This is a genomic window from Falsiroseomonas oryzae, assembly GCF_027856955.1.
GTDB classification, from domain to species: Bacteria; Pseudomonadota; Alphaproteobacteria; order Acetobacterales; family Acetobacteraceae; genus Falsiroseomonas; species Falsiroseomonas oryzae.
Genome location: NZ_JAPSMD010000071.1, coordinates 1 through 18,017, shown reverse-complemented (window position 1 = coordinate 18,017; position 18,017 = coordinate 1). Strand labels below are relative to the sequence as shown.

The window sequence follows — 18,017 nt, the reverse complement described above, 5'->3', positions numbered from 1 at the left end:
CGGGCGTGCGGGCTTTGCCCGGAACTGGCGGAGACGCGCGGCCCGGGCGATGCGGAGGCCTTCGCGCGCGCGGCGGCGTTGCGCGGCGTGAAGGTGGTGGTCGCGGCCGGCGGCGATGGCACCATCGCGGAAGTCGCCTCGGGGCTGGCAGGCGGCGCCGCGGCGCTCGGCGTGCTGCCGCTCGGCACCGCGAACGTCCTGGCCTGGGAACTGGGTGTCCCGCCGTCGCCCGAAGCGGCAGCAGCCGTGCTGCAGCGCGGCCGAGCGGCGGTGTTGAGCCCGGGCGTCGCCCGCTTCGCCGATGGGCGCGCAAGGCTGTTCGTGCAGATGCTCGGCGCCGGCTTCGACGCAGCCGTGGTGGCGAATCTCGATCTGGCGCTGAAGCGGCGAATCGGCCGGGTGGCCTATGTCTGGCAGTCCCTGCGCGAATTGCCGCGCTACCGCTTCCCGCCGATCGTGGCGGAGCTGGACGGCGTGGCTGGCGAGGCGGCCAGCGTGATCGTCAGCAAGGGCCGGCTCTATGCTGGGCGATACCGCATCGCGCCGGAGGCGCGGCCCGCCGAGCCGGGCTTCCAGGTCGTGCTGTTCCGCCGCCCCGGCCCGTTGCAGGCGGCGCTAGCCGGCGCGGCGCTGCCGCTCGGGCTGATCCCCCGCCTGCCAGGGGTCGAGATCGTGTCGGCGGGACGGGTCCGGCTGGCAGCTGCGGCCGCGGTGCCGGTCCAGGCGGATGGCGACCCGGCCGGCATGCTGCCGGTGGAGGTGGGCGACGCGGCGGGGCCGCTGCGGATCCTGCTGCCCTGATCCCTCAGGCCGTGCGGGGCGCGAAGGCCAGCACCGCCGCCCACAGCCCGGCGCCGAGGGACACGACGCCGAAGCCCAGCGCGGCGACGAGGCCGGTCAGGCCAAGGCCGAGCAGCAGGACGGCGGCCGCGCTGGAGAGCCCGGCCAGCGCAGCAAAACCGGCCAGCAGGGAGAGGAGAATGGGCAGGGTGAAGCCTCCCGGGGTTTGTGGCATGATGGCGTCGTATACGTCATTTTGTCGCCACAATCCACTCACGGAAAAAGGAGGGCGCGGAGCCCTCCTCTCCGTGCCCGGCAGGTGTTGCCGGTGTGTTGCTCAGCCCGTCGCCGCGGGGAAGCGCAGCTGGTCGGCCGGCGGCAGGAATTGCGGCAGGTAGAACTCCTCCGCGCGCAGCGTGCCCGGCAGCTCGAACGCGTCCTTGACCGTGTCGATCGCGCCCTGCACGCGCGCCGTGGTGACGTTGCCGAAGCCGCCGGCGATCACCTCGGGCGTGCGGACGAACTCGAAATTCGCCACCAGCCGCTCCTGCTCGAGCGGGCCGGGCGCCGTAGGGTCGCGGCGCAGCAGCGCGGCGATCGATGCCGCCGGATCGCGGAAGGCATCGATATGGCCGCGCACGATGGCGCGGATCATGCCGGTGACGATGCGCGGATTGGCCTCGGCATAGGGGCGGCGCACCAGCAGGCAGGTGGAGAGCAGGTTCACCCCGAAGGCGCTGTAGCGCATGGAGACGATCTCCGCCGGGTTCACGCCGACGGCGCGCAGGCTGAACACGCCGGAGGTCTCGAAGCCGGTGATCGCATCCGCCTCGCCCCGGGCCAGCATCGGCTCGCGCAGCTGCGGGGTGACGGTGATCCAGGTGATGCGGCTGCGGTCGAGGCCCGTCGCCTTGGCGAAGGCGGGGAACATCTGGCGCCCGCCATCCGTCTCCGGCGCGGCCAGCCGCCGGCCGAGCAGCTGCTGCGGGGTGGTGATGCCGGTCCGGCGCAGCGTCATCACCGCCAGCGGGCTGCCCTGCTGCAGCACGAAGGGCGCGACGATGTCCGTGTTGGCGGTGGCCGGCGTCATGCGCATGCGCATGGTGGGCGAGGGATCGGAGACGCCGAACTCGTAGGCACCGGAGGCGATCTTCACCGGCACGTCGCCGGCGCCGAAGCCGCGGTCGATGGTGACGTTCAGACCCTCGTCGCGGAAATAGCCGCGCTCCAGCGCGAGCAGGTAGCAGGATTGCGGTCCCTGGAAGGACCAGTCGAGCGAGAAGCGCACCGGCGTCAGCGCCGCCTGGCCCTTCGCGACATGGGGCGCGGCCAGCGGCGCCAGGGCTGCGGCGCCCAGCAGCGTGCGGCGTGAGATGGTCATGTCTGTGAAGCCTCTCCTGTGGCGGGCCGTCCCGGCGGACCGCTTCGGAGGCGGATTGATCACCGGGTGCCGGCAGCCGTGCAAGCGCGATGCCGGGCGCCATTCGCGGTTCCGGCGCCGCGCACCGGCACGCCTGCCCGGTTCCTGCGCGGTCGCTGCCCGTTTCGGCGGCAGATCATGTGCGGCGGCGCGCAGCGGCGCCGTGACCGCGGTTGCCGCGCGGCGGATGGATCGGGGATGCTGCCGCCATGCTGGCGACGAAACAGAAGGTCCTCCGCCGCTTCTGGTACCCCGTGATGCCGGAGGCGCATCTTGCCGGCGGCAAGCCGGTGCCGTTCCGGCTGCTCGGCCGCGACATCGTGCTGTGGCGCGGCAAGGACGGGCCCGCCGCCGTGACCGACCGCTGCCCGCACCGCGGCGCGAAGCTCTCGCTGGGCTTCATCGATGCCGATGTGCCGGACGGGCCGGCGATCGCCTGCCCCTATCACGGGTGGGCCTTCGGCGTGGATGGGCGCTGCCGCAAGGTGCCGCAGGCGCATGAGCCGCTGCGCGGCATGAAGGGCGGCACGACGGGGCATCACGCCACGTCGCGCTATGGCTGGATCTGGGTGGCGCTGGAGGACCCGGTCGCACCGATCCCCGACATCCCCGAAGCCGCCGACCCCGCCTTCCGCCAGATCGACGAGTTCCACGAGGAATGGGCCGTCGCCGGCCTGCGCCTGATGGAGAACAGCTTCGACATGGCGCACCTGTCCTACGTGCACGCCAACACCTTCGGCATCCTGGAGGAGCCGCGGCCGGCGCCGGTCAGCATCGAGCACACGCCCTGGGGCTTCGTGATGAAGGGCGAGGCGCCGGTGACGAACAAGGGCATCTCGAAGGAGCTGATCAGGTCCGACAGCGAGCGCACGGTGCGCGTCATCGAGGGCCGCTGGTTCCTGCCCTTCCTGCGCGCCAGCCGCATCGACTACCCGACCGGGCTGACGCATGTGCTGGTGACGGCGGCGACGCCGATCAACGACCAGCGCAGCATGATCTGCCAATGGGTCTATCGGAACGACACCGAGGCCGACAGCCCGGCCGAGAAGGTGATCGCCTTCGACCGCGCGGTGACGACCGAGGACCGGCTGATCCTGGAAAGCAGCACTTGGGACGTGCCGCTCGGCATGTCGGAGGAGCTGCACATGCCGTCCGACAAGCCGGGCATCGAGATGCGCCGGCGCCTGGCCGCGCTGCTGGCCGAGCACGGCGAGACCGAGGCCCGCCTGCCGCCGGAGGACTGAGCCGCTCGGCGTCCCAGCGGGGTTCAGTGCGGGATGGGCGCGTCCGAGACGATGCGCCCGTCCACCAGGTGCACGCGGCGCGAGGCACGCGCCGCGAGGTCGGGGTCGTGGGTCACGACGATCACGGTCCGCCCGTCCTGCGCCACCAGCCGCGCGAAGGTGTCGAAGACGGCAGCGGCATTCTTCGTGTCGAGGTTGCCGGTCGGCTCGTCGGCCAGCAGCAGCACCGGGTCGTTCGCCAGTGCGCGGGCGATCGCCACGCGCTGGCGCATGCCGCCCGAGAGCTGCTCCGGCATCTTCCGCGCGGCATCCGCCAGGCCGAGCGTGTCGAGCAGGTGCAGCGCCTGCGCCCGCGCCTTCGCGTCGTTCAGGCGGCCAAGCCGCCGGATCGGGATCAGCACGTTGTCCAGCGCGCTGAATTCCGGCAGCAGGAAGTGGAACTGGAAAACGAAGCCGAGCCGGGCGAGCCGCAACGCCGCCATGTCTTTCGCGGAAAGCCGCGCGGTGTCGCGCCCCTCGAGCAGGACCTGCCCCGAGGTCGGCCGGTCCAGCAGGCCGAGCAGGTAGAGCAGCGAGGACTTGCCCGAGCCCGACGGGCCGGTGACCGCGACGAACTCGCCGTGGCCGATCCGCAGAGAAACGTCGCGCACCAGCGTCGCGCCTTCCGGCAGGGTGCGGGTGACGTCGCGCGCCTCGAGCAGCGGCGTGGAGGAGGGCTCGGGGTTTTCCGCCGCTTCGATCTCGGGCACGAGGGCAACCTACGGCATCCGCCGGCCCGGCGGAATCGCCGGGCGATCCGCTGCCGGGGGAGGACGATCATGGACCCGCATTTCGACTTCGTGGGCGAAGTCGCCGCCGAGGTCGCGCCGCCGCTGCTGATCGGACGCGGCGCCGCGGGCGAACGGCGGATCGTGCCGATCCTCGGCGGCCGCATCGCGGGGCCGCGGCTCAACGGCGAGGTGCTGCCGGGCGGCGCCGACTACCAGCTGATCCGGGCCGATGGCGTGGCCGAGATCGAGGCGCGCTACACGCTGCGGCTGGACGACGGCGCGCTGGTCTATGTGGTGAACCGCGGGCTGCGTCACGCCGCGCCAGACGACATGGCCCGGCTGCTGCGCGGCGAGTTCGTGCCGCCGGAGCGCGTCTATTTCCGGACCGCACCGGTCTTCGAGACCGCGGCGCCCTCCCAGGCGTGGCTGACGCGCAGCCTGTTCCTCGGCCTCGGCGAGCGGCGGCCCGACAGCGTGCGGATCCGGATCTTCGCGCTGTAGGGCGGCCCCTGAAGCCGGCGCGCTACTCCAGGGCGCGGAAGCCGGTCTCCCGCACCACGGCGGCCCAGCGCGCCGTCTCGTCGCGGATGTGCGCCGCAAAGGCGGCACGCCCCTTCGCCGTCGCGCGGAAGCCGGCATCCCGCAGCCGTGCCTGCGTGGCCGGGACCGCCAGCGCGCGCAGCGTCGCCGCTTCCAGCGCGGCGAGCGCGGCCTCCGGCGTCGCGGCCGGCGCAACCAGGCCGAACCATGCCTCGAAGCCGAGCCGCGGCAGGTTCAGCTCGGCCATGGTCGGCACGGCGGGGAGCAGAGGCGATCGCGTCGCCCCGGTGGTGGCCAGCGCCTTCACGCGGCCATTGGCGACATGCTGCGCGACCAGGACGGTGCTGCCGAACATGCCCTGCACGTTGCCGTTCAGGACTGCTGTCATCGCCTCCCCGGTCGAGCGGAAATGCACCGCCTCCATGTTGATCCGCGCGCCGGCGGCAAGGATCGAGGCACCGAAATGCCCGGGCGTGCCGGCGCCGAAGGTGGCCATGAACACCTGCGGCTGGGCGCGCGCCCAGTCCAGGAAGCCTGCCAGGTCGTTCGCCGGCACGCTGGCCGGCACGACGAAGGCGAACTCGATCGCGGCCACCTCGGCCACCGGTGCGAAGTCGCGCGCGGGATCGTAGCTGAGCCGCGCATAGGTGCTGGGCGCCATGGCAAGCTGCCCGACCTCGCCGAACAGCAGCGTGGTGCCGTCCGGCGCCGCGCGGGCGACCTCCTGCGCGGCGATGTGCCCGGCGGCGCCCGGGCGGTTGTCCACCACGGCGCCGGCCACCGGCCAGGCTTCGCGCAGCGCGTCTGCCAGGATGCGCGCGACCACGTCCGGGCCGGTGCCTGCCGGGAAGCCGAGCACCAAGCGCACCGGCCGGTCGGGGAAGGCCAGGGCGGGGGATGCGAAGGGCAGCGCGAGGGCGCTGCCGAGCACGGCGCGGCGAGTGGGCTTCATCATTGGTTCCTCCCGCGACCGTTATGCTGCATAACAAGGGCGGCGGGCAACGCCGTTCACGCGGCGCCGCGTACCACCTGCACGGGGTCGAGCCGGCTGGCGCGGCGGGCCGGGATGACGGCGGCGATGCCGGCCGCGGCGACGGCGAAGATGCTGCCCGCGACATAGACGCGCCAGTCGCGCGCCAGGATGAAGCGGTCCTGCCCGGCCGGCGTCTCCACGCCGAAGCGCACCTGGGCCAGCGCCTCCACCATCAGCGCGCCCAGCAGGCAGCCGGCGATGGCGCCGAGGATGCCGGCGATGATGCCCTGCACCAGGAACAGCCGCTGGATGTCGCCTTCGGTGAAGCCGAGCGACTTCAGGATGGCGATGTCGCGCGTCTTCTCGAACACCACGGTCGAGATGATGTTGTAGATGCCGAAGGCCGCGACCAGCAGGATGGCGCCGGTCACCGAATACATGATCGCGTTCTGGATCACGAAGACCGTCAGGATGTTCTGGTTCTGCTCCTCCCAGCTTTCCGTGCGGTCGCCGAAGCGCGCCTCGATCTGGCGGGCCAACGGCTCGGCCCGCGTCACGTCGGCCAGGCGCACCAGGATCTGGTTCACCACATTGGCGCGGTCCTGCAGCACCTGGCTCACCTTCAGCAGGGCGAAGCCGTGCGACTGGTCCACCGTCTGGATGCCCGTGCGGAACAGGCCGACGATCTTCATCGAGAGCGTCACGCCGAACGGCGAGACGGCTGAGATGGTGTCGCCGAGCTGGGCCCCGAGCTTGAAGGCCAGGCCCTCGCCGATGATGATCCCGTTGGCCGTGCTGCGCAGGTCCTCCAGCCGGCCGGCGGTCATGTCCTTCTCGATGTTGGAGACGCGGACATGGCGCGCGGGATCGACGCCGGTGATCACCGCCGAGACGTCGCGCGAGCCGTAGCGCAGCAGCGCCTGGCCCTGCAGCACCGGGGCGGCGGCGACGCCGTCCATCGCCTCCAGCATGGCCAGCTTGTCGCCAGCCGCACGGATGCCGCGGATGCGGTCGCGCGGCTTGACGCCGTGGACCTGAACCGCGCCGTCCGTCACCGCCAGCTCCGCCGCCTGGGCAGGCGGGTTGCGCGTCTCGTCCTTGACCGTGATGTGCGGCGCGACATCGATGATCTGGTTGACGAAGTAGGTCTGGAAGCCGCGCATCAGGGCAGCGATGGCGATGAAGAAGGCGACGCCGAGCGCCACGCCGGAGACGGAGACGATGGTCTGGCGCCGACGTCGGCGCAGCATGCCGCGCGCGAGTTCGAGGATCAGGTTCATGGCCTGAGCCGGACGGCCTGACCGTTACGCAGCCCTGCCGGCGGGTCGAGGATGACGGCCTCGCCGGCCGCGAGGCCGCGGCGGATCTCGGTGGCGCGCGGGCCCTGCACGCCGATCTCGACCTCCCGCCGGTGGGCGATCTCCTTCTCCACCACCCAGACGACGCCCTGCCGGACGCTGCCGGGCGGGGCGGCCGGCGCGGCGCTGGCACCCCGGCCCGCCGCGGGCAGCACCACGGCGCCGGGGGGCACCAGCACCGCCTGCGGCGTCTCGCGCAGGACGATGTTCGCCTCGACCGTCATGCCGATCAGAAGCGGCGTGTCGTCCGGAAGGTTCAACCGCACCCGGTAGGCCTTGCGAGTGGTGTCGCCCTTGGGCGTGATCTGGGCGACCTCGCCCTGCAGCACGCGGCCGGGGAAGGCATCGGCCCGCAGCAGGACGCGCTGGCCGATGGCGATGCGGGCGATGTCCTCCTCGTCCACTTCCGCGGTGACGCGCATCGGCCGCGGCTCCCCGATCCAGAACAGGCTGGCGGGGGTGTCCACCACCTCGCCCACCTCGGCGTCGCGGCGGAGCACGATGCCGTCCGTCGGGGCGCGGACCAGGTAGTCCTCCAGCCGCTGGTGCAGGGCATCGGCTGCGGCGCGGGCGGCGCGGGCGTCGCGCTCGGCGCGTTCCAGCGTCGTGCGGGCGGCGATGTCGCGGGCCACCAGGGTGCGGGTGCGGTTCAGGTCCTCGATGGCGAAGCGGGCGCGGGCTTCCGCCTCGTCCGCCAGGGAGCGGGCCTGCCGGTCATCCAGCCGGGCCAGGGGCTGGCCTTCGATCACCCGCGCGCCTTCCTCCACCAGCACGGCGGTGAGGCGGGCGCGGGTGGCGGGCCCGACCCGCGCCCAGTGGACCGGCTCCACCGCGCCGGTGGCATAGACGGCTTCCAGAGCGGGGCCGGCGGTGGCCATGGCGAGGGTGATGCCGGGGGGCAGGCTGCGCCAGGCGTAGAAACCGGCCCCGCCTGCGGCCAGGAGCGCGAGGAGGAGCAGGAGACGGCGCGGCATGTCGCCCCGACAGTAGCAGCCTGGCCGCTTGTGGCGAGACGGCTGCCGCGCGGAGGTTGCCCCGGCCGCCCCGGGCCGCTATAGGCCCGCCATCTGCCGGGCCGACATAGCTCAGCGGTAGAGCAACTGATTCGTAATCAGTAGGTCCCCGGTTCAAATCCGGGTGTCGGCACCATCCATCTTTTCAAGCACTAAGGCGCGGTTTTCCGGTTTGCGGCAGCGGCCCGGTCTGCAATCCGGTTTGCACGCCCGTTCATGACTCGTTCGGTGAACGACTCCGACGACCGCTGGACGGGCAGGGTATGGAGGGCGACGACGCGTCCGCTGGTCCCCTCCCACGTCTCGAGAGCGGCGAGGGCCAATTCGGCCCCGCGCGCGGGATGTAGCGGTCGAGGACGCGCTTGGTAACGTCGATGCTGTGGCCGGACGGGACCGCAATCTGGGTGTCCGGCACGCCGGAGAGGGCAAGCTCGACCATCCCGGTGCCGGTGTGGCGGAGGTCTCGACGCTGGAGGCCAACGATCAGCCACTTGCGCACGATCAGCCTGGCCTCCCCACGCGCCTTCGCATTCCGGCGATGGGGCAAGGGATTGGCCTTCAGCAGACGACGGGCAATCCGGAAGTTTGCCCGGCTGACGTTCCGGTCCCACGCATTGGCGAACGAACTGTCGGCCCGGAGCGTGCCGTCCGGTGACGGGCACACGTCATGACCGTCCACCGGGTTCTCCGCGTCGACACGCAACGGATCGTCATGCAGCGGGATCGCGAGCAGTTCGCCGGTCTTGCCTAGGCGCAGGTTGATCCACCTGCGCTCCCCGCGATTGCAGATGGTGGACTCGGAGAGGCGCAGCGCATCTCTGGTGCGCTGCGCCTGGAGCGCACCCGTAACCCCGGACACGCGGATGGCGGTGCTGACTGCTGGGCGTTGAACTCACGCGCCGAGTGCATGCGCAAGCCGCTTTGGGGGTGAGGGGATACGACGGCGCAGCACGGGCCATGGGGTGCGTCCTGCGTTGCAGGCGCTGCCAGACCCTAGCCTAAGTTCCTGATTTTACGTGGTGATGGTGGAGCTGAGGGGAATCGAACCCCTGACCTCGTCATTGCGAACGACGCGCTCTCCCAACTGAGCTACAGCCCCGTACGCCACCATCCGCCGCCCCTGGGGGCGACCGAGGGCGCGGGTTATGGTCGGGCGGACCTGGGGTGTCAAGGCACCGGGACCGCGCCTTGTTCGGGCCCGCCGCCCCCACTAGGTTCCGCCCCGAACGAGACACCACGCCGGGGCCGCCGGCGTTCCGGACGCACCCGGAACGAAGCCGCCGCAGGCACGCCAGGGAACCGCCCATGCTGCTCGACGCCGTCTTCTTCCTCGTGCAGGCGGGCCTCGACCTGTTCTGGTGGGCGGTGCTGCTGGCCGCCATCGTGCAGACCCTGATGTCCTTCAACGTCCTGGACGGCCGCAACCGCATCGTCTGGACCATTGCCGACTTCCTCTACCGGATCACCGAGCCGGCCTTGCGCCCCATCCGCAACCGCCTGCCGAACCTCGGCGGCATCGACCTCTCGCCGCTGGTGCTGCTGCTGCTGATCACCGCGGTCTCGATCGCCGTCGGGGCCATACGCGGCTACATGCTGCGCTCGGGCCTCTACTTCTGAGCCTCTGGCGCGCCACGCCCGACGGCATCGAGCTTCGCGTGAGGGTGCAGCCGAAGTCGCGCCGGCCCGGCCTCGGCGGCCTGGCGCCGGACGGTGCCGCGCTGCGCGTCGCGGTGACCGAGGCGCCGGAGGACGGCCGCGCCAACCGCGCCGTCTGCGCCGCTGTGGCACAGGCGCTGCACGTCGCGCCTTCCGCCGTCACGCTCGCGCAGGGCGCGACCGCGCGGATCAAGACGCTGCGCATCGCGGGCGATCCGGCCCGCCTCTCCGACCACTTGCAACGGCTTCTCGCATGACCGCCCGCATCATCGACGGCAAGGCCGTCGCCGCCGAGCTTCGCCGCGCCATCGCCGCGCGGGTCGCCGCACTTCCCTTCAAGCCCGGCCTGCGCGTGGTCCGCGTCGGCGACGACCCCGCCTCCGGCGTCTATGTGCGCAACAAGGACAAGGCAGCGCAGGAGGTCGGCTTCGACAGCGCCACGGTCCACCTGGCGGCCGAGACCACCGAGGCCGATCTGCTCGCCGTGGTGGCCCGGCTGAACGCCGACCCGGCGGTGGACGGCATCCTGGTGCAGCTGCCGCTGCCCCGGCAGATCCGCGCCGATGTGGTGATCTCCGCCGTCGCGCCGGAGAAGGACGTGGACGGGTTCCACCCGCTCAACGCCGGCCGCCTCGCCTCCGGCCAGAAGGGCCTGGTGCCCTGCACGCCGAAGGGCGTGATGCACCTGCTCCGCGCCGCCGGCGCCTCGTTGCCCGGCGCGCGGGCGGTGGTGCTGGGCCGCAGCACCATCGTCGGCCGGCCCATGGCCCAGTTGCTGCTGGCGGCGGACTGCACCGTCACCATCGCCCATTCGCGCACCCGCGACCTGGCCGCCGAATGCCGCCGCGCGGAGATCCTGGTCGCCGCCGTCGGCCGGCCGGAGATGGTGCCGGGCGACTGGGTGGCGGAGGATGCGACGGTGATCGACGTGGGCATCAACCGCCTGCCGGATGGCCGCCTGGTGGGCGACGTGGACTTCGCCGGCGCGGCGCGCCGCGCCGCCGCGATCACGCCGGTGCCCGGCGGGGTCGGCCCCATGACCATCGCCTGCCTGCTGGAGAACACGCTGGACGCCGCGCTGGCCCGCCGCGGCGCGTGAGATGGGCGCCGGCGGGCTTGCCATCGCCGCGACCTTCGTCGCGATCTGGGCCTCCGCCTTCACCGTCGCCGGCGTGGTGGTGCGGGAATGGCCGCCGCTCTGGGCGCTGGCCATCCGCTTCGGCTGCACCGCGCCGATCCTGCTGATCGTCGCGCTGGCGCTGCGCGCCAGGCTGCCCTCGCTGCCGGATGCCGGCCGCGTCGCGCTGCTCGGCCTGTTCGGCATGGGCGGCTACCTGGCCTTCGCCTGGCTCGCCATGGCGCGCATTCCCACCGGGCTCGTCGCGCTGATCTGCGCCACCACCCCGCTGATGATCGCCGCCGGCGAGAGCGTGTTCATGAAGAAGCCGCTGCCGCCGCTGGCCTGGGTCGGGCTGGCGATCGGCTGGTCCGGCGTGGCGCTGCTCGGCTTCCTCCGCGCGCTGGACGGGCTGGCCGCGGCGGAGGCCACGGGCTTCGTGCTGGCGATCGGCGCGGCGACGGCACAGGCGGCCGGCCTGCTGATCTACGCACCGGCCAAGGCACGGGTGAATCTCTGGATGGCGAGCCTCGGCCAGACCGTGGTTTCCGCGCTGTTCTGCCTGATGCTCGCGCTGCTGCTGGAAGCCGAGGCGCCACGGTCCGCCGGCTGGTTCACCCTGGGCGGGCTGCTGTGGTCGATGTTCGTCGTCGGCATCGGCGGCTATGCGTTGTACTTCGTCATGCTCAAGCGGGTGCCGACCTCTACCGCCTCCGCGCTGCAGCTGCTGTCGCCGCCTGTCGCCGCGGTGTTCGGCTGGGCGCTGCTGGGGGAGCGGCTGTTCGTCAGCGACATCGTCGGCGGGCTGCTGACGCTCGGCGGGCTGTGGTTGCTGGTGCGGGCGCGGGCGCGGGCGCGCGGCTGACATGCACGCAGCGCGGTTGCGCCCGGGGCGCCGCGCCGGCGAGTGTTGGCGCCATGCAGTTCCGACGACGAGCATCGCGCGCCTGATCCGCCGCCCCGCCGCAGCCAGGCTGCGGCGCCTCCGCTCGCTTCGTGCCAGGATGCCCCGCATGTACACCCCGCCCGCCTTCCGCATCGACGACCCCAGCTGGATCCACGGCTTCGTGGAGGCCAACGACTTCGGCCTGCTCGTCACCGCCGCGCCGCTGATGGTCAGCCACCTGCCCTTCCGCCTGCTGCGCGGCGAAGGCGGCGCGCCGGACCGCCTGCTCTGCCACCTCGCGCGCGCCAATCCGCAATGGCGGGCCTTCGAGGGCGCGGGCGCGGAGGCGCTGGCGGTGTTCCGGGGGCCGCACGCCTATGTCTCCTCCGCCTGGTACGGCGTGCATCCCAGCGTGCCGACCTGGAACTACGACGCCGTGCAGGCGCGCGGCCGCGCCACGCTGGTCGAGGAGCCCGACGAGATCGCCGTGCAGATGCGCGCGCTCGCCGCCCGCTACGAACCCGACCCCGGCTTCGACATGGACGCCCAGCCCGAGAAGTACATGGCCGGCATGTTCAAGGCGCTGGTCGGCGTCTCGATCGAGGTCGCGGAGTGGACCGCCAAGCGCAAGCAGAGCCAGAACCGCCCGCTGCCCGACCGCGTCGCCGTCGCCGCGCAGCTCGAGGCCCGCGGCGAGCACGCGGCGGCCCAGGCCCTGAAGGACGCCAATGGACTCGCGTGACGACAAGCCGGACATCGTTCCGACCGCCACGCGCATCGTCTACGAGAACAGGTGGATGCGCGTGCGGGAGGATTCGGTGCGCCGCCGCGACGGCTCCACCGGCATCTACGGCGTGATCGAGAAGGACGATTTCGTCGTTGTGGTTCCGGTGGAAGAAGACGGCTCGCTCCACATGGTGCAGCAGTACCGCTACCCCGTCGGCGCGCGCTTCTGGGAGTTCTGCCAGGGCATGTGGGGCGGCCCCGATGCCGACCCGGCGCTGGCCGCCGCGCATGAGCTGGCGGAGGAGACCGGGCTGACGGCGGCCACCCTCACCCATGCCGGCCACCTGTACGAGGGCTACGGCACGATGCGGCAGGGCTTCCACGTCTTCCTCGCCACCGGCCTCACGCCCGGCCAGGCCCGCCCGGAGGTCGAGGAGCAGGACCTGGTCAGCCGGCGCTTCCCGCGCGCCGAGGTGGAGCGGATGCTGCGCGACGGCGAGATCAAGGACAGCGTGACGCTCGCGGCCTGGGGGCTGCTGGCACTGAAGGGCCTGCTGTAGCGCCGCGTCGCGGCCGCGGGACCGCGGTGGAAAAGCGATACCGTTCGGCTCGCGCCCGGTCTGCGGCCGCGTTGCGCAGGGCCACGGCCGCAACTAGCCTCGCCCGGGGCTGGCGACGTGCCGGCCGGTCCCGACGCATCGAGGGGAACCCGCCTTGACCATCGCCATGCATCCGGCCGCGCCGCATCACTTGCCGTTCTTCGTGCCGGGGCCGGATGGCGCCGATCCTGTCCTGGTCGGCGTCGGCATCTTCCTCGTCGTCGCGGTGATCGCCTTCGGCCTGCTCTTCCTGCGCATCCACACCCTGCCGGAACGCCTGGCGCATCGCGGCCACAAGCTGCAGTTCGAGATCGTGGCCGTGCTCGGCCTGCTCGCGCTGTTCACGCACATGCACATCTTCTGGGTCGCCGGCCTGCTGCTGGCGCTGGTGGACCTGCCCGACTTCTCCGGCCCGATGCGGCGCATCGCCGGTTCCGCCGAGAAGATCGCCGGCCTGCCGCCCGGCGCAGGCGACACCACGGATGACGGCCCGCGCCCCTACGACGCGCCGCAACCCGCACCATTGCCACCCGGCCTGGAACCGGAGCGCCCTCCCGCCCGAGACGCGGCGCATCGGCCAGGCGAGGCCTGAGCCATGCTCGAGCTGATCCTCTGTTCACTCCTCACGATCTTCCCCGACTACCTCTTCCGCCGCTACGGCCAGGGGAAGCGCCTCGGGCGCGAGATCACCATCTTCTCCGTCTGGTTCGAGCTGCGCTGGGGCATCGTCACCTGCCTGTTCCTGACCGTCAGCCTGATCACGCTGGTCTTCTACTTCCACCCCGCCACCAGCTACGTCACCGCCGTCTACCGCACCGTGCCGGTGGTGCCGGAGACGATCGGCCGCGTGGCGGAGGTGTACGTGCAGGGCAGCGACCGGGTGGAGGCGGGCCAGCCGCTGTTCCGCCTGGACGACGCCACCCAGCGCACGGCGGTGGAGACGGCACGGCGTGAGGTCGCGGAGGTGGACGCCGCCTTCGCCCTGGCCCGCGCCGACCTGCTCGCCGCGGAAGCCCGCATCCTCGAAGCGCAGGGCGCGCTGGAACAGGCGACCGACGAGTTCGAGACGCGCGCCGAGCTGAACCGCCGCAGCCCCGACACCATCGCCCGCCGCGAGGTGGAGCGGGCCGAGGTGAATGTGCGCGTGCGGGCCGCCGGCGTCGAAGCGGCGCGCGCCTCCCGCGCCGCCGTCTTCGCCCGGCTGGAGGAGCAGCTGCCTGCCCAACGCGCCAGCGCCGAGGCCATGCTGGCCCAGGCCGAGGCGGCGCTGGCCAAGACCGTCGTGCGCGCCGGCGTCACCGGCCGGATCGAGCAGTTCCTGCTGCAGGTCGGCGACGTGGTGAACCCGCTGGCCCGCCCCGCCGGCGTGCTGGTGCCGGAGAACCAGGGCCAGCTCCGCCCCGTGCTCGCCGCCGGCTTCGGCCAGATCGAGGCGCAGGTCATGCGCCCGGGCATGCTGGCGGAGGCGACCTGCGCGTCCCACCCCTGGACCATCATCCCGATGGTGGTGACCAACGTGCAGGGCTTCATCGCGACCGGCCAGGTCCGCAGCACGGACCAGCTGCTCGACCTGCAGCAGTTCCGCGTGCCCGGCACCGTGCTGACCATCCTGGAACCGCTCTACGAGGGCGGGCTGGACCGGGTAATCCCGGGCAGCAGCTGCATCGCCAACGCCTACACCTCGAACTACGAGGAGCTGCAGAAGCCCGGCCTTTCCGCCGGGCGCTGGCTGGGGCTGCACGCCGTGGACGCGGTGGGCTTCGTGCACGCCGTGCTGCTGCGCATCCAGGCGGCGCTGCTGCCCTTCAAGGCGCTGGTCTTCTCCGGCGGGCACTGAGCCCGCCGGCGGCGTGGAGGATGGCGGGCCTCAGCCCGCGACCTTCGCCGGGTCGGTATTGGAGCCGCAGAGCACCACCGCCACCCGCGCCCCGGCCGGTGGCGCCCAGGCGCCGGAGGTCAGCGCGGCCAGCGCCGTGGCGCCGCCGGGCTCCGCCACCAGCCGCAGCGCGTCCCACAGCCGGCGCTGCGCGTCGCGGATGGCGTCGTCCGTCACCAGGACCGCCTGCGCCACATGGTCCTTCGCCACCGCGAACATGATCCCGCCGACCTGCCGCGCGCCCAGGCTGTCCGCCGCCACGCCGCCCACCGGGCAGGGCACCGGCCGGCCCTCCCGCAGCGCGGTCGCCAGCGTCGGGCACCCTTCCGGCTCCACGCTGATGATCCGGACAGGTGTTCCGGCGTACCAGGCAGCGATGCCGCCGATCAGCCCGCCGCCCCCGGTCGCCACCAGCACATGCGTCGCCTCCGGCGCGTCCTGCTCCAGCTCGAGGCCGACCGTGCCCTGTCCCGCCAGCACCTCCGCCTGGTCATAGGCATGCACGATGAGCGCGCCGGTCTCCGCCGCCCGCGCCTCGCTGGCCAGCCGCGCCTCGTCATAGGCCGCGCCCACCCGGTGCAGCACGGCGCCGTAGCCCTCGATGCGGGTCGTCTTGGCGACCGGCGTCGGCACCGGGCAGAAGACCTCCGCCCGCACGCCCAGCGCGCGCGCCGCATAGGCCACCGCGGCGCCGTGGTTCCCGCCCGAGGCCGTGGCGACGCCCGCCGCCGGCAGCGCGGCCGACAGCATGCGGTTGAAGGCGCCGCGCGGCTTGAAGCTGCCGGTCGCCTGCAGCAGCTCCAGCTTCAGGATCAGGTCCAGGCCGAGCCCCAGGTCGCGCCCGCTCATCCGCATCACCGGCGTGCGCCGGACATGCGGGGCGATGCGGGCGGCGGCGGCCTCGATTGCAGCGCGGCCAGGGGGAAGCTGTTCTTGCGGCATGCCCGCAAGGCTGGCAGCGCGCCCCCCGCGGGACAACCCCGCCGGGCCTGCGCCAGCGATCCGCCCACGCAACGGGGATCCCTTCACCGCCCGCCCTCTTTCTGCCATGGTCCGCCCGCCTGCAGTGGAGGCCGAACCGGGAATGCCTCTCCACGCCTCCTGCGCCGCCCGCGGCGGCGATGGCGTGCTGTTCCTCGGCCCTTCGGGCGCGGGGAAGTCGGAGCTTGTCCTGCGCCTGCTCGGTCGCGGCTGGACCCTGGTGGCCGATGACCAGGTGGAACTCGACCCCGAACCGCCCGACCTTCTGCTGGCCCGCCCGCCGGCGGCCCTGCGCGGCCTGCTGGAGGTGCGCGGCCTCGGTCTGCAGCGGGACCTGCCGGTGACCGCGCCCGCCCGGCTGCGCCTGGTGGTGGACCTGCTTCCGCCGGCGGAGGCGCCGCCCCGCTTGCCGGAACCCCGCCACTTCGAGGCGCATGGCCGCGCCCTGCCGCGCGTCGCGCTGGCCGGGCTGGAAGCCGCGGCGCCCGACAAGGTCGCCCTGGCGCTGGATGCCGTGGTCGGACGGGCGCGCTTCCTGGCCGGGGCCTTCGCGGCATGAGCGAACCCGCCCAGCCCGGGCGCCGCGCGGTGGTGCTGGTGACCGGCCTCTCCGGCGCCGGCAAGGCCTCCATCCTGCGCACGCTGGAGGATCTGGGCTTCGAGACGGTGGACAACCCGCCGCTCACCATCCTCGAGGAACTGGTCACCGACGGCGCGACGCCCATCGCCATCGGCGTGGATGCGCGCTCCCGCGGGTTCGAGGCGGCGGAGGTGCGCGCCGCGCTGGAGAAGCTGCGCGCCCGCGACGACATCGCCGCCAGCCTGGTCTTCGCCACGGCGGAGGAGGCGGTGCTGCTCCGCCGCTTCTCGGAAACCCGCCGTCGCCATCCGCTGGCCCCAGGCGGCCCGCTCGGCAGCCGCGTCGCCGAGGGCATCGCGCGGGAGGCCGCGATGCTCGCCCCGCTGGCCGAGGCGGCGGACGTGGTGGTGGACACCTCCGAGCTGCCGCTGCCGGAGCTGCGCCGGCTGATCGAGCGCCGCTTCCGCCCGACTGGGGCGGCCGGGCTCGACATCGCGATCCTGTCCTTCGGCTATCCGCGCGGCATCCCGCGGGAGGCCGACCTGGTGCTGGACGTGCGCTTCCTGCGCAACCCGCATTACGACGCGGCGCTGCGGCCGCAGACCGGGAAGGACCAGGCCGTGGCAGCCTTCGTGGAGGCCGATCCCGACTTCGTTCCCTTCTGGGGACGCATGACAGGCCTGCTGGACCTGCTCTTGCCCCGCTACGTCGCCGAGGGGAAGAAATACCTGACCATCGCCTTCGGCTGCACCGGCGGCCGCCATCGCTCCGTGCTTGTCGCGGAGCGCCTGGCAGCCCATCTGACGGCCCGAGGATGGCGAGTGGACGTGATCCATCGCGAACTCGCACGCGCCCCGGTCGAACCGGGCACGGGCGCATCCCATGCGGGGCGGGAGGCCCTGGCACCTTCATCATGACTGACCCCGACCAGACGCCGATCGGACTTCACGCCCCCAGCCTGCCCGGCGGGCAGGTGCAGCGAGCGGCGACGGCCCGCGCGCATCGCCACAGGCCGAAACGATGATCGGCCTCGTCATCGTCACCCACGGCCGCCTGGCCGAGGAACTGCGCTCCGCCATGGAGCATGTGGTGGGGCCCCAGAAGGCCGTCGCCACCGTCTGCATCTTCCCCGACGACAAGCTGGAAACCCGCCGCGAGGACATCCGCGTGGCGATCGGCCAGGTGGACCAGGGCGACGGCGTCGTCGTGCTGACGGACATCCTGGGCGGCACGCCCTCCAACCTCGCCTTCCAGCTCTGCGACCGCACGCGGATCGAGGTGATCGCCGGCGTGAACCTGCCGCTGCTGGTCAAGCTGGCGAAGATCCGCGGCACGGAGCCGCTGTCCGACGCGGTGTCCCACGCCACCGCCGCCGGGCGGAAATACATCGCCTGCGCCGCCGAGATGCCGGAGCTGCCGATGGCACGGCCTGCCGCCGCGGCGGGTGCGCCCGGCGCGGCGCCGGTGGATGCCAATGCCCGCGCGCCGCGCGCCGCCT

At 72.8% G+C, this 18,017-nt stretch carries 22 protein-coding genes and 2 tRNA genes; 15 read left to right on the top strand and 9 right to left on the bottom strand.

Annotated features, from left to right (window positions below; genetic code table 11):
• The coding region (locus OZN99_RS09985; RefSeq protein WP_270935062.1) for a diacylglycerol/lipid kinase family protein at nt 1–801 on the top strand (801 nt) is incomplete at its 5' end.
• 4 nt (nt 802–805) lie between these two features.
• On the opposite strand, the gene OZN99_RS09980 is transcribed toward OZN99_RS09985, so the two are convergent.
• The gene (locus OZN99_RS09980) at nt 806–1,015 is read right to left on the bottom strand and encodes a hypothetical protein (protein ID WP_270935061.1); all 210 of its coding nucleotides are present in this window, start codon (nt 1,013–1,015) and stop codon (nt 806–808) included.
• Nucleotides 1,016–1,117: 102 nt separating this feature from the next.
• Complete coding sequence (locus OZN99_RS09975; protein WP_270935060.1) at nt 1,118–2,161, bottom strand: ABC transporter substrate-binding protein; 1,044 nt, start codon at nt 2,159–2,161, stop codon at nt 1,118–1,120.
• Nucleotides 2,162–2,409: 248 nt separating this feature from the next.
• On the opposite strand from OZN99_RS09975, the gene OZN99_RS09970 reads away from it, so the two are divergent.
• Nucleotides 2,410–3,444: an aromatic ring-hydroxylating oxygenase subunit alpha gene (locus OZN99_RS09970; protein WP_270935059.1), complete on the top strand. Its 1,035-nt coding sequence runs from the start codon at nt 2,410–2,412 to the stop codon at nt 3,442–3,444.
• Nucleotides 3,445–3,467: 23 nt separating this feature from the next.
• Here the strand turns inward: OZN99_RS09970 and OZN99_RS09965 are convergent, their stop codons facing one another.
• Complete coding sequence (locus tag OZN99_RS09965) at nt 3,468–4,193, bottom strand: ABC transporter ATP-binding protein (protein ID WP_270935058.1); 726 nt, start codon at nt 4,191–4,193, stop codon at nt 3,468–3,470.
• A gap of 69 nt (nt 4,194–4,262) precedes the next feature.
• Here OZN99_RS09965 and OZN99_RS09960 point away from each other — a divergent pair, with 69 nt between their 5' ends.
• Nucleotides 4,263–4,715: a DUF3237 domain-containing protein gene (locus OZN99_RS09960; RefSeq protein ID WP_270935057.1), complete on the top strand. Its 453-nt coding sequence runs from the start codon at nt 4,263–4,265 to the stop codon at nt 4,713–4,715.
• 22 nt (nt 4,716–4,737) lie between these two features.
• Here the strand turns inward: OZN99_RS09960 and OZN99_RS09955 are convergent, their stop codons facing one another.
• The 3 genes from OZN99_RS09955 to OZN99_RS09945 are packed head-to-tail and all read right to left on the bottom strand — an operon-like array spanning nt 4,738 to nt 8,059.
• Nucleotides 4,738–5,709 carry a Bug family tripartite tricarboxylate transporter substrate binding protein gene (locus tag OZN99_RS09955; RefSeq protein ID WP_270935056.1) on the bottom strand — a complete coding sequence of 324 codons (972 nt, stop codon included), beginning with the start codon at nt 5,707–5,709 and terminating at the stop codon, nt 4,738–4,740.
• A 53-nt stretch (nt 5,710–5,762) separates the two neighbouring features.
• Nucleotides 5,763–7,007: an ABC transporter permease gene (locus OZN99_RS09950; RefSeq protein ID WP_270935055.1), complete on the bottom strand. Its 1,245-nt coding sequence runs from the start codon at nt 7,005–7,007 to the stop codon at nt 5,763–5,765.
• Nucleotides 7,004–8,059: an efflux RND transporter periplasmic adaptor subunit gene (locus tag OZN99_RS09945; RefSeq protein WP_270935054.1), complete on the bottom strand. Its 1,056-nt coding sequence runs from the start codon at nt 8,057–8,059 to the stop codon at nt 7,004–7,006. Before OZN99_RS09945 ends, OZN99_RS09950 begins: the two co-directional genes overlap by 4 nt.
• 100 nt (nt 8,060–8,159) lie before the next feature.
• Between OZN99_RS09945 and OZN99_RS09940 the strand changes: the two genes are divergently transcribed.
• Nucleotides 8,160–8,234: transfer RNA gene (locus tag OZN99_RS09940), tRNA-Thr, on the top strand.
• 78 nt (nt 8,235–8,312) lie between these two features.
• Here the strand turns inward: OZN99_RS09940 and OZN99_RS09935 are convergent.
• Together OZN99_RS09935 and OZN99_RS09930 are read right to left on the bottom strand one after the other, a co-directional pair.
• Nucleotides 8,313–8,957: a site-specific integrase gene (locus tag OZN99_RS09935; RefSeq protein WP_270935053.1), complete on the bottom strand. Its 645-nt coding sequence runs from the start codon at nt 8,955–8,957 to the stop codon at nt 8,313–8,315.
• Nucleotides 8,958–9,121: 164 nt separating this feature from the next.
• A tRNA-Ala gene (locus OZN99_RS09930) sits at nt 9,122–9,197 on the bottom strand.
• 206 nt (nt 9,198–9,403) lie between these two features.
• On the opposite strand from OZN99_RS09930, the gene OZN99_RS09925 reads away from it, so the two are divergent.
• From OZN99_RS09925 to OZN99_RS09890, 8 genes are all read left to right on the top strand, one after another.
• Nucleotides 9,404–9,715: a YggT family protein gene (locus OZN99_RS09925; RefSeq protein ID WP_270935052.1), complete on the top strand. Its 312-nt coding sequence runs from the start codon at nt 9,404–9,406 to the stop codon at nt 9,713–9,715.
• Nucleotides 9,712–10,011 carry a DUF167 domain-containing protein gene (locus tag OZN99_RS09920; RefSeq protein WP_270935063.1) on the top strand — a complete coding sequence of 100 codons (300 nt, stop codon included), beginning with the start codon at nt 9,712–9,714 and terminating at the stop codon, nt 10,009–10,011. The genes OZN99_RS09925 and OZN99_RS09920 overlap by 4 nt, the downstream gene beginning before the upstream one ends.
• Complete coding sequence (gene folD, locus OZN99_RS09915) at nt 10,008–10,853, top strand: bifunctional methylenetetrahydrofolate dehydrogenase/methenyltetrahydrofolate cyclohydrolase FolD (RefSeq protein WP_270935051.1); 846 nt, start codon at nt 10,008–10,010, stop codon at nt 10,851–10,853. Before OZN99_RS09920 ends, folD begins: the two co-directional genes overlap by 4 nt.
• Nucleotide 10,854: 1 nt before the next feature.
• A complete protein-coding gene (locus OZN99_RS09910) occupies nt 10,855–11,736 on the top strand; it encodes a DMT family transporter (RefSeq protein WP_270935050.1) in 882 nt (293 codons plus the stop codon).
• A gap of 148 nt (nt 11,737–11,884) precedes the next feature.
• A complete protein-coding gene (locus OZN99_RS09905) occupies nt 11,885–12,499 on the top strand; it encodes an FMN-binding negative transcriptional regulator (protein WP_270935049.1) in 615 nt (204 codons plus the stop codon).
• Complete coding sequence (locus OZN99_RS09900; RefSeq protein ID WP_270935048.1) at nt 12,486–13,043, top strand: NUDIX domain-containing protein; 558 nt, start codon at nt 12,486–12,488, stop codon at nt 13,041–13,043. Before OZN99_RS09905 ends, OZN99_RS09900 begins: the two co-directional genes overlap by 14 nt.
• 154 nt (nt 13,044–13,197) lie before the next feature.
• On the top strand, nt 13,198–13,674 hold the full coding sequence (locus tag OZN99_RS09895; protein ID WP_270935047.1) for a hypothetical protein: 477 nt from the start codon (nt 13,198–13,200) through the stop codon (nt 13,672–13,674).
• 3 nt (nt 13,675–13,677) lie between these two features.
• Nucleotides 13,678–14,919 carry an HlyD family secretion protein gene (locus OZN99_RS09890; RefSeq protein WP_270935046.1) on the top strand — a complete coding sequence of 414 codons (1,242 nt, stop codon included), beginning with the start codon at nt 13,678–13,680 and terminating at the stop codon, nt 14,917–14,919.
• Between the two features lie 30 nt (nt 14,920–14,949).
• Here the strand turns inward: OZN99_RS09890 and OZN99_RS09885 are convergent, their stop codons facing one another.
• Nucleotides 14,950–15,900, bottom strand: a complete 951-nt coding sequence (locus tag OZN99_RS09885) for a serine/threonine dehydratase (protein ID WP_270935045.1) — start codon at nt 15,898–15,900, stop codon at nt 14,950–14,952.
• 142 nt (nt 15,901–16,042) lie between these two features.
• Between OZN99_RS09885 and OZN99_RS09880 the strand changes: the two genes are divergently transcribed.
• From OZN99_RS09880 to OZN99_RS09870, 3 genes are all read left to right on the top strand, one after another.
• A complete protein-coding gene (locus OZN99_RS09880) occupies nt 16,043–16,498 on the top strand; it encodes an HPr kinase/phosphorylase (RefSeq protein WP_270935044.1) in 456 nt (151 codons plus the stop codon).
• The gene (gene rapZ, locus OZN99_RS09875; RefSeq protein WP_270935043.1) at nt 16,495–17,436 is read left to right on the top strand and encodes an RNase adapter RapZ; all 942 of its coding nucleotides are present in this window, start codon (nt 16,495–16,497) and stop codon (nt 17,434–17,436) included. The genes OZN99_RS09880 and rapZ overlap by 4 nt, the downstream gene beginning before the upstream one ends.
• A 103-nt stretch (nt 17,437–17,539) precedes the next feature.
• On the top strand, nt 17,540–18,017 hold a 478-nt coding region (locus OZN99_RS09870), incomplete at its 3' end, for a PTS sugar transporter subunit IIA (RefSeq protein WP_333779729.1).

What these genes read in the sequence shown, in the direction of transcription:
- OZN99_RS09980 (WP_270935061.1), bottom strand. Translation starts at nt 1,015, where the DNA reads ATGCCACAAACCCCGGGAGGCTTCACCCTGCCCATTCTCCTCTCCCTG.
- OZN99_RS09975 (WP_270935060.1), bottom strand. Translation starts at nt 2,161, where the DNA reads ATGACCATCTCACGCCGCACGCTGCTGGGCGCCGCAGCCCTGGCGCCG.
- OZN99_RS09970 (WP_270935059.1), top strand. Translation starts at nt 2,410, where the DNA reads ATGCTGGCGACGAAACAGAAGGTCCTCCGCCGCTTCTGGTACCCCGTG.
- OZN99_RS09960 (WP_270935057.1), top strand. Translation starts at nt 4,263, where the DNA reads ATGGACCCGCATTTCGACTTCGTGGGCGAAGTCGCCGCCGAGGTCGCG.
- OZN99_RS09955 (WP_270935056.1), bottom strand. Translation starts at nt 5,709, where the DNA reads ATGATGAAGCCCACTCGCCGCGCCGTGCTCGGCAGCGCCCTCGCGCTG.
- OZN99_RS09950 (WP_270935055.1), bottom strand. Translation starts at nt 7,007, where the DNA reads ATGAACCTGATCCTCGAACTCGCGCGCGGCATGCTGCGCCGACGTCGG.
- OZN99_RS09945 (WP_270935054.1), bottom strand. Translation starts at nt 8,059, where the DNA reads ATGCCGCGCCGTCTCCTGCTCCTCCTCGCGCTCCTGGCCGCAGGCGGG.
- OZN99_RS09925 (WP_270935052.1), top strand. Translation starts at nt 9,404, where the DNA reads ATGCTGCTCGACGCCGTCTTCTTCCTCGTGCAGGCGGGCCTCGACCTG.
- folD (WP_270935051.1), top strand. Translation starts at nt 10,008, where the DNA reads ATGACCGCCCGCATCATCGACGGCAAGGCCGTCGCCGCCGAGCTTCGC.
- OZN99_RS09910 (WP_270935050.1), top strand. Translation starts at nt 10,855, where the DNA reads ATGGGCGCCGGCGGGCTTGCCATCGCCGCGACCTTCGTCGCGATCTGG.
- OZN99_RS09905 (WP_270935049.1), top strand. Translation starts at nt 11,885, where the DNA reads ATGTACACCCCGCCCGCCTTCCGCATCGACGACCCCAGCTGGATCCAC.
- OZN99_RS09900 (WP_270935048.1), top strand. Translation starts at nt 12,486, where the DNA reads ATGGACTCGCGTGACGACAAGCCGGACATCGTTCCGACCGCCACGCGC.
- OZN99_RS09890 (WP_270935046.1), top strand. Translation starts at nt 13,678, where the DNA reads ATGCTCGAGCTGATCCTCTGTTCACTCCTCACGATCTTCCCCGACTAC.
- OZN99_RS09885 (WP_270935045.1), bottom strand. Translation starts at nt 15,900, where the DNA reads ATGCCGCAAGAACAGCTTCCCCCTGGCCGCGCTGCAATCGAGGCCGCC.
- OZN99_RS09880 (WP_270935044.1), top strand. Translation starts at nt 16,043, where the DNA reads ATGCCTCTCCACGCCTCCTGCGCCGCCCGCGGCGGCGATGGCGTGCTG.
- rapZ (WP_270935043.1), top strand. Translation starts at nt 16,495, where the DNA reads ATGAGCGAACCCGCCCAGCCCGGGCGCCGCGCGGTGGTGCTGGTGACC.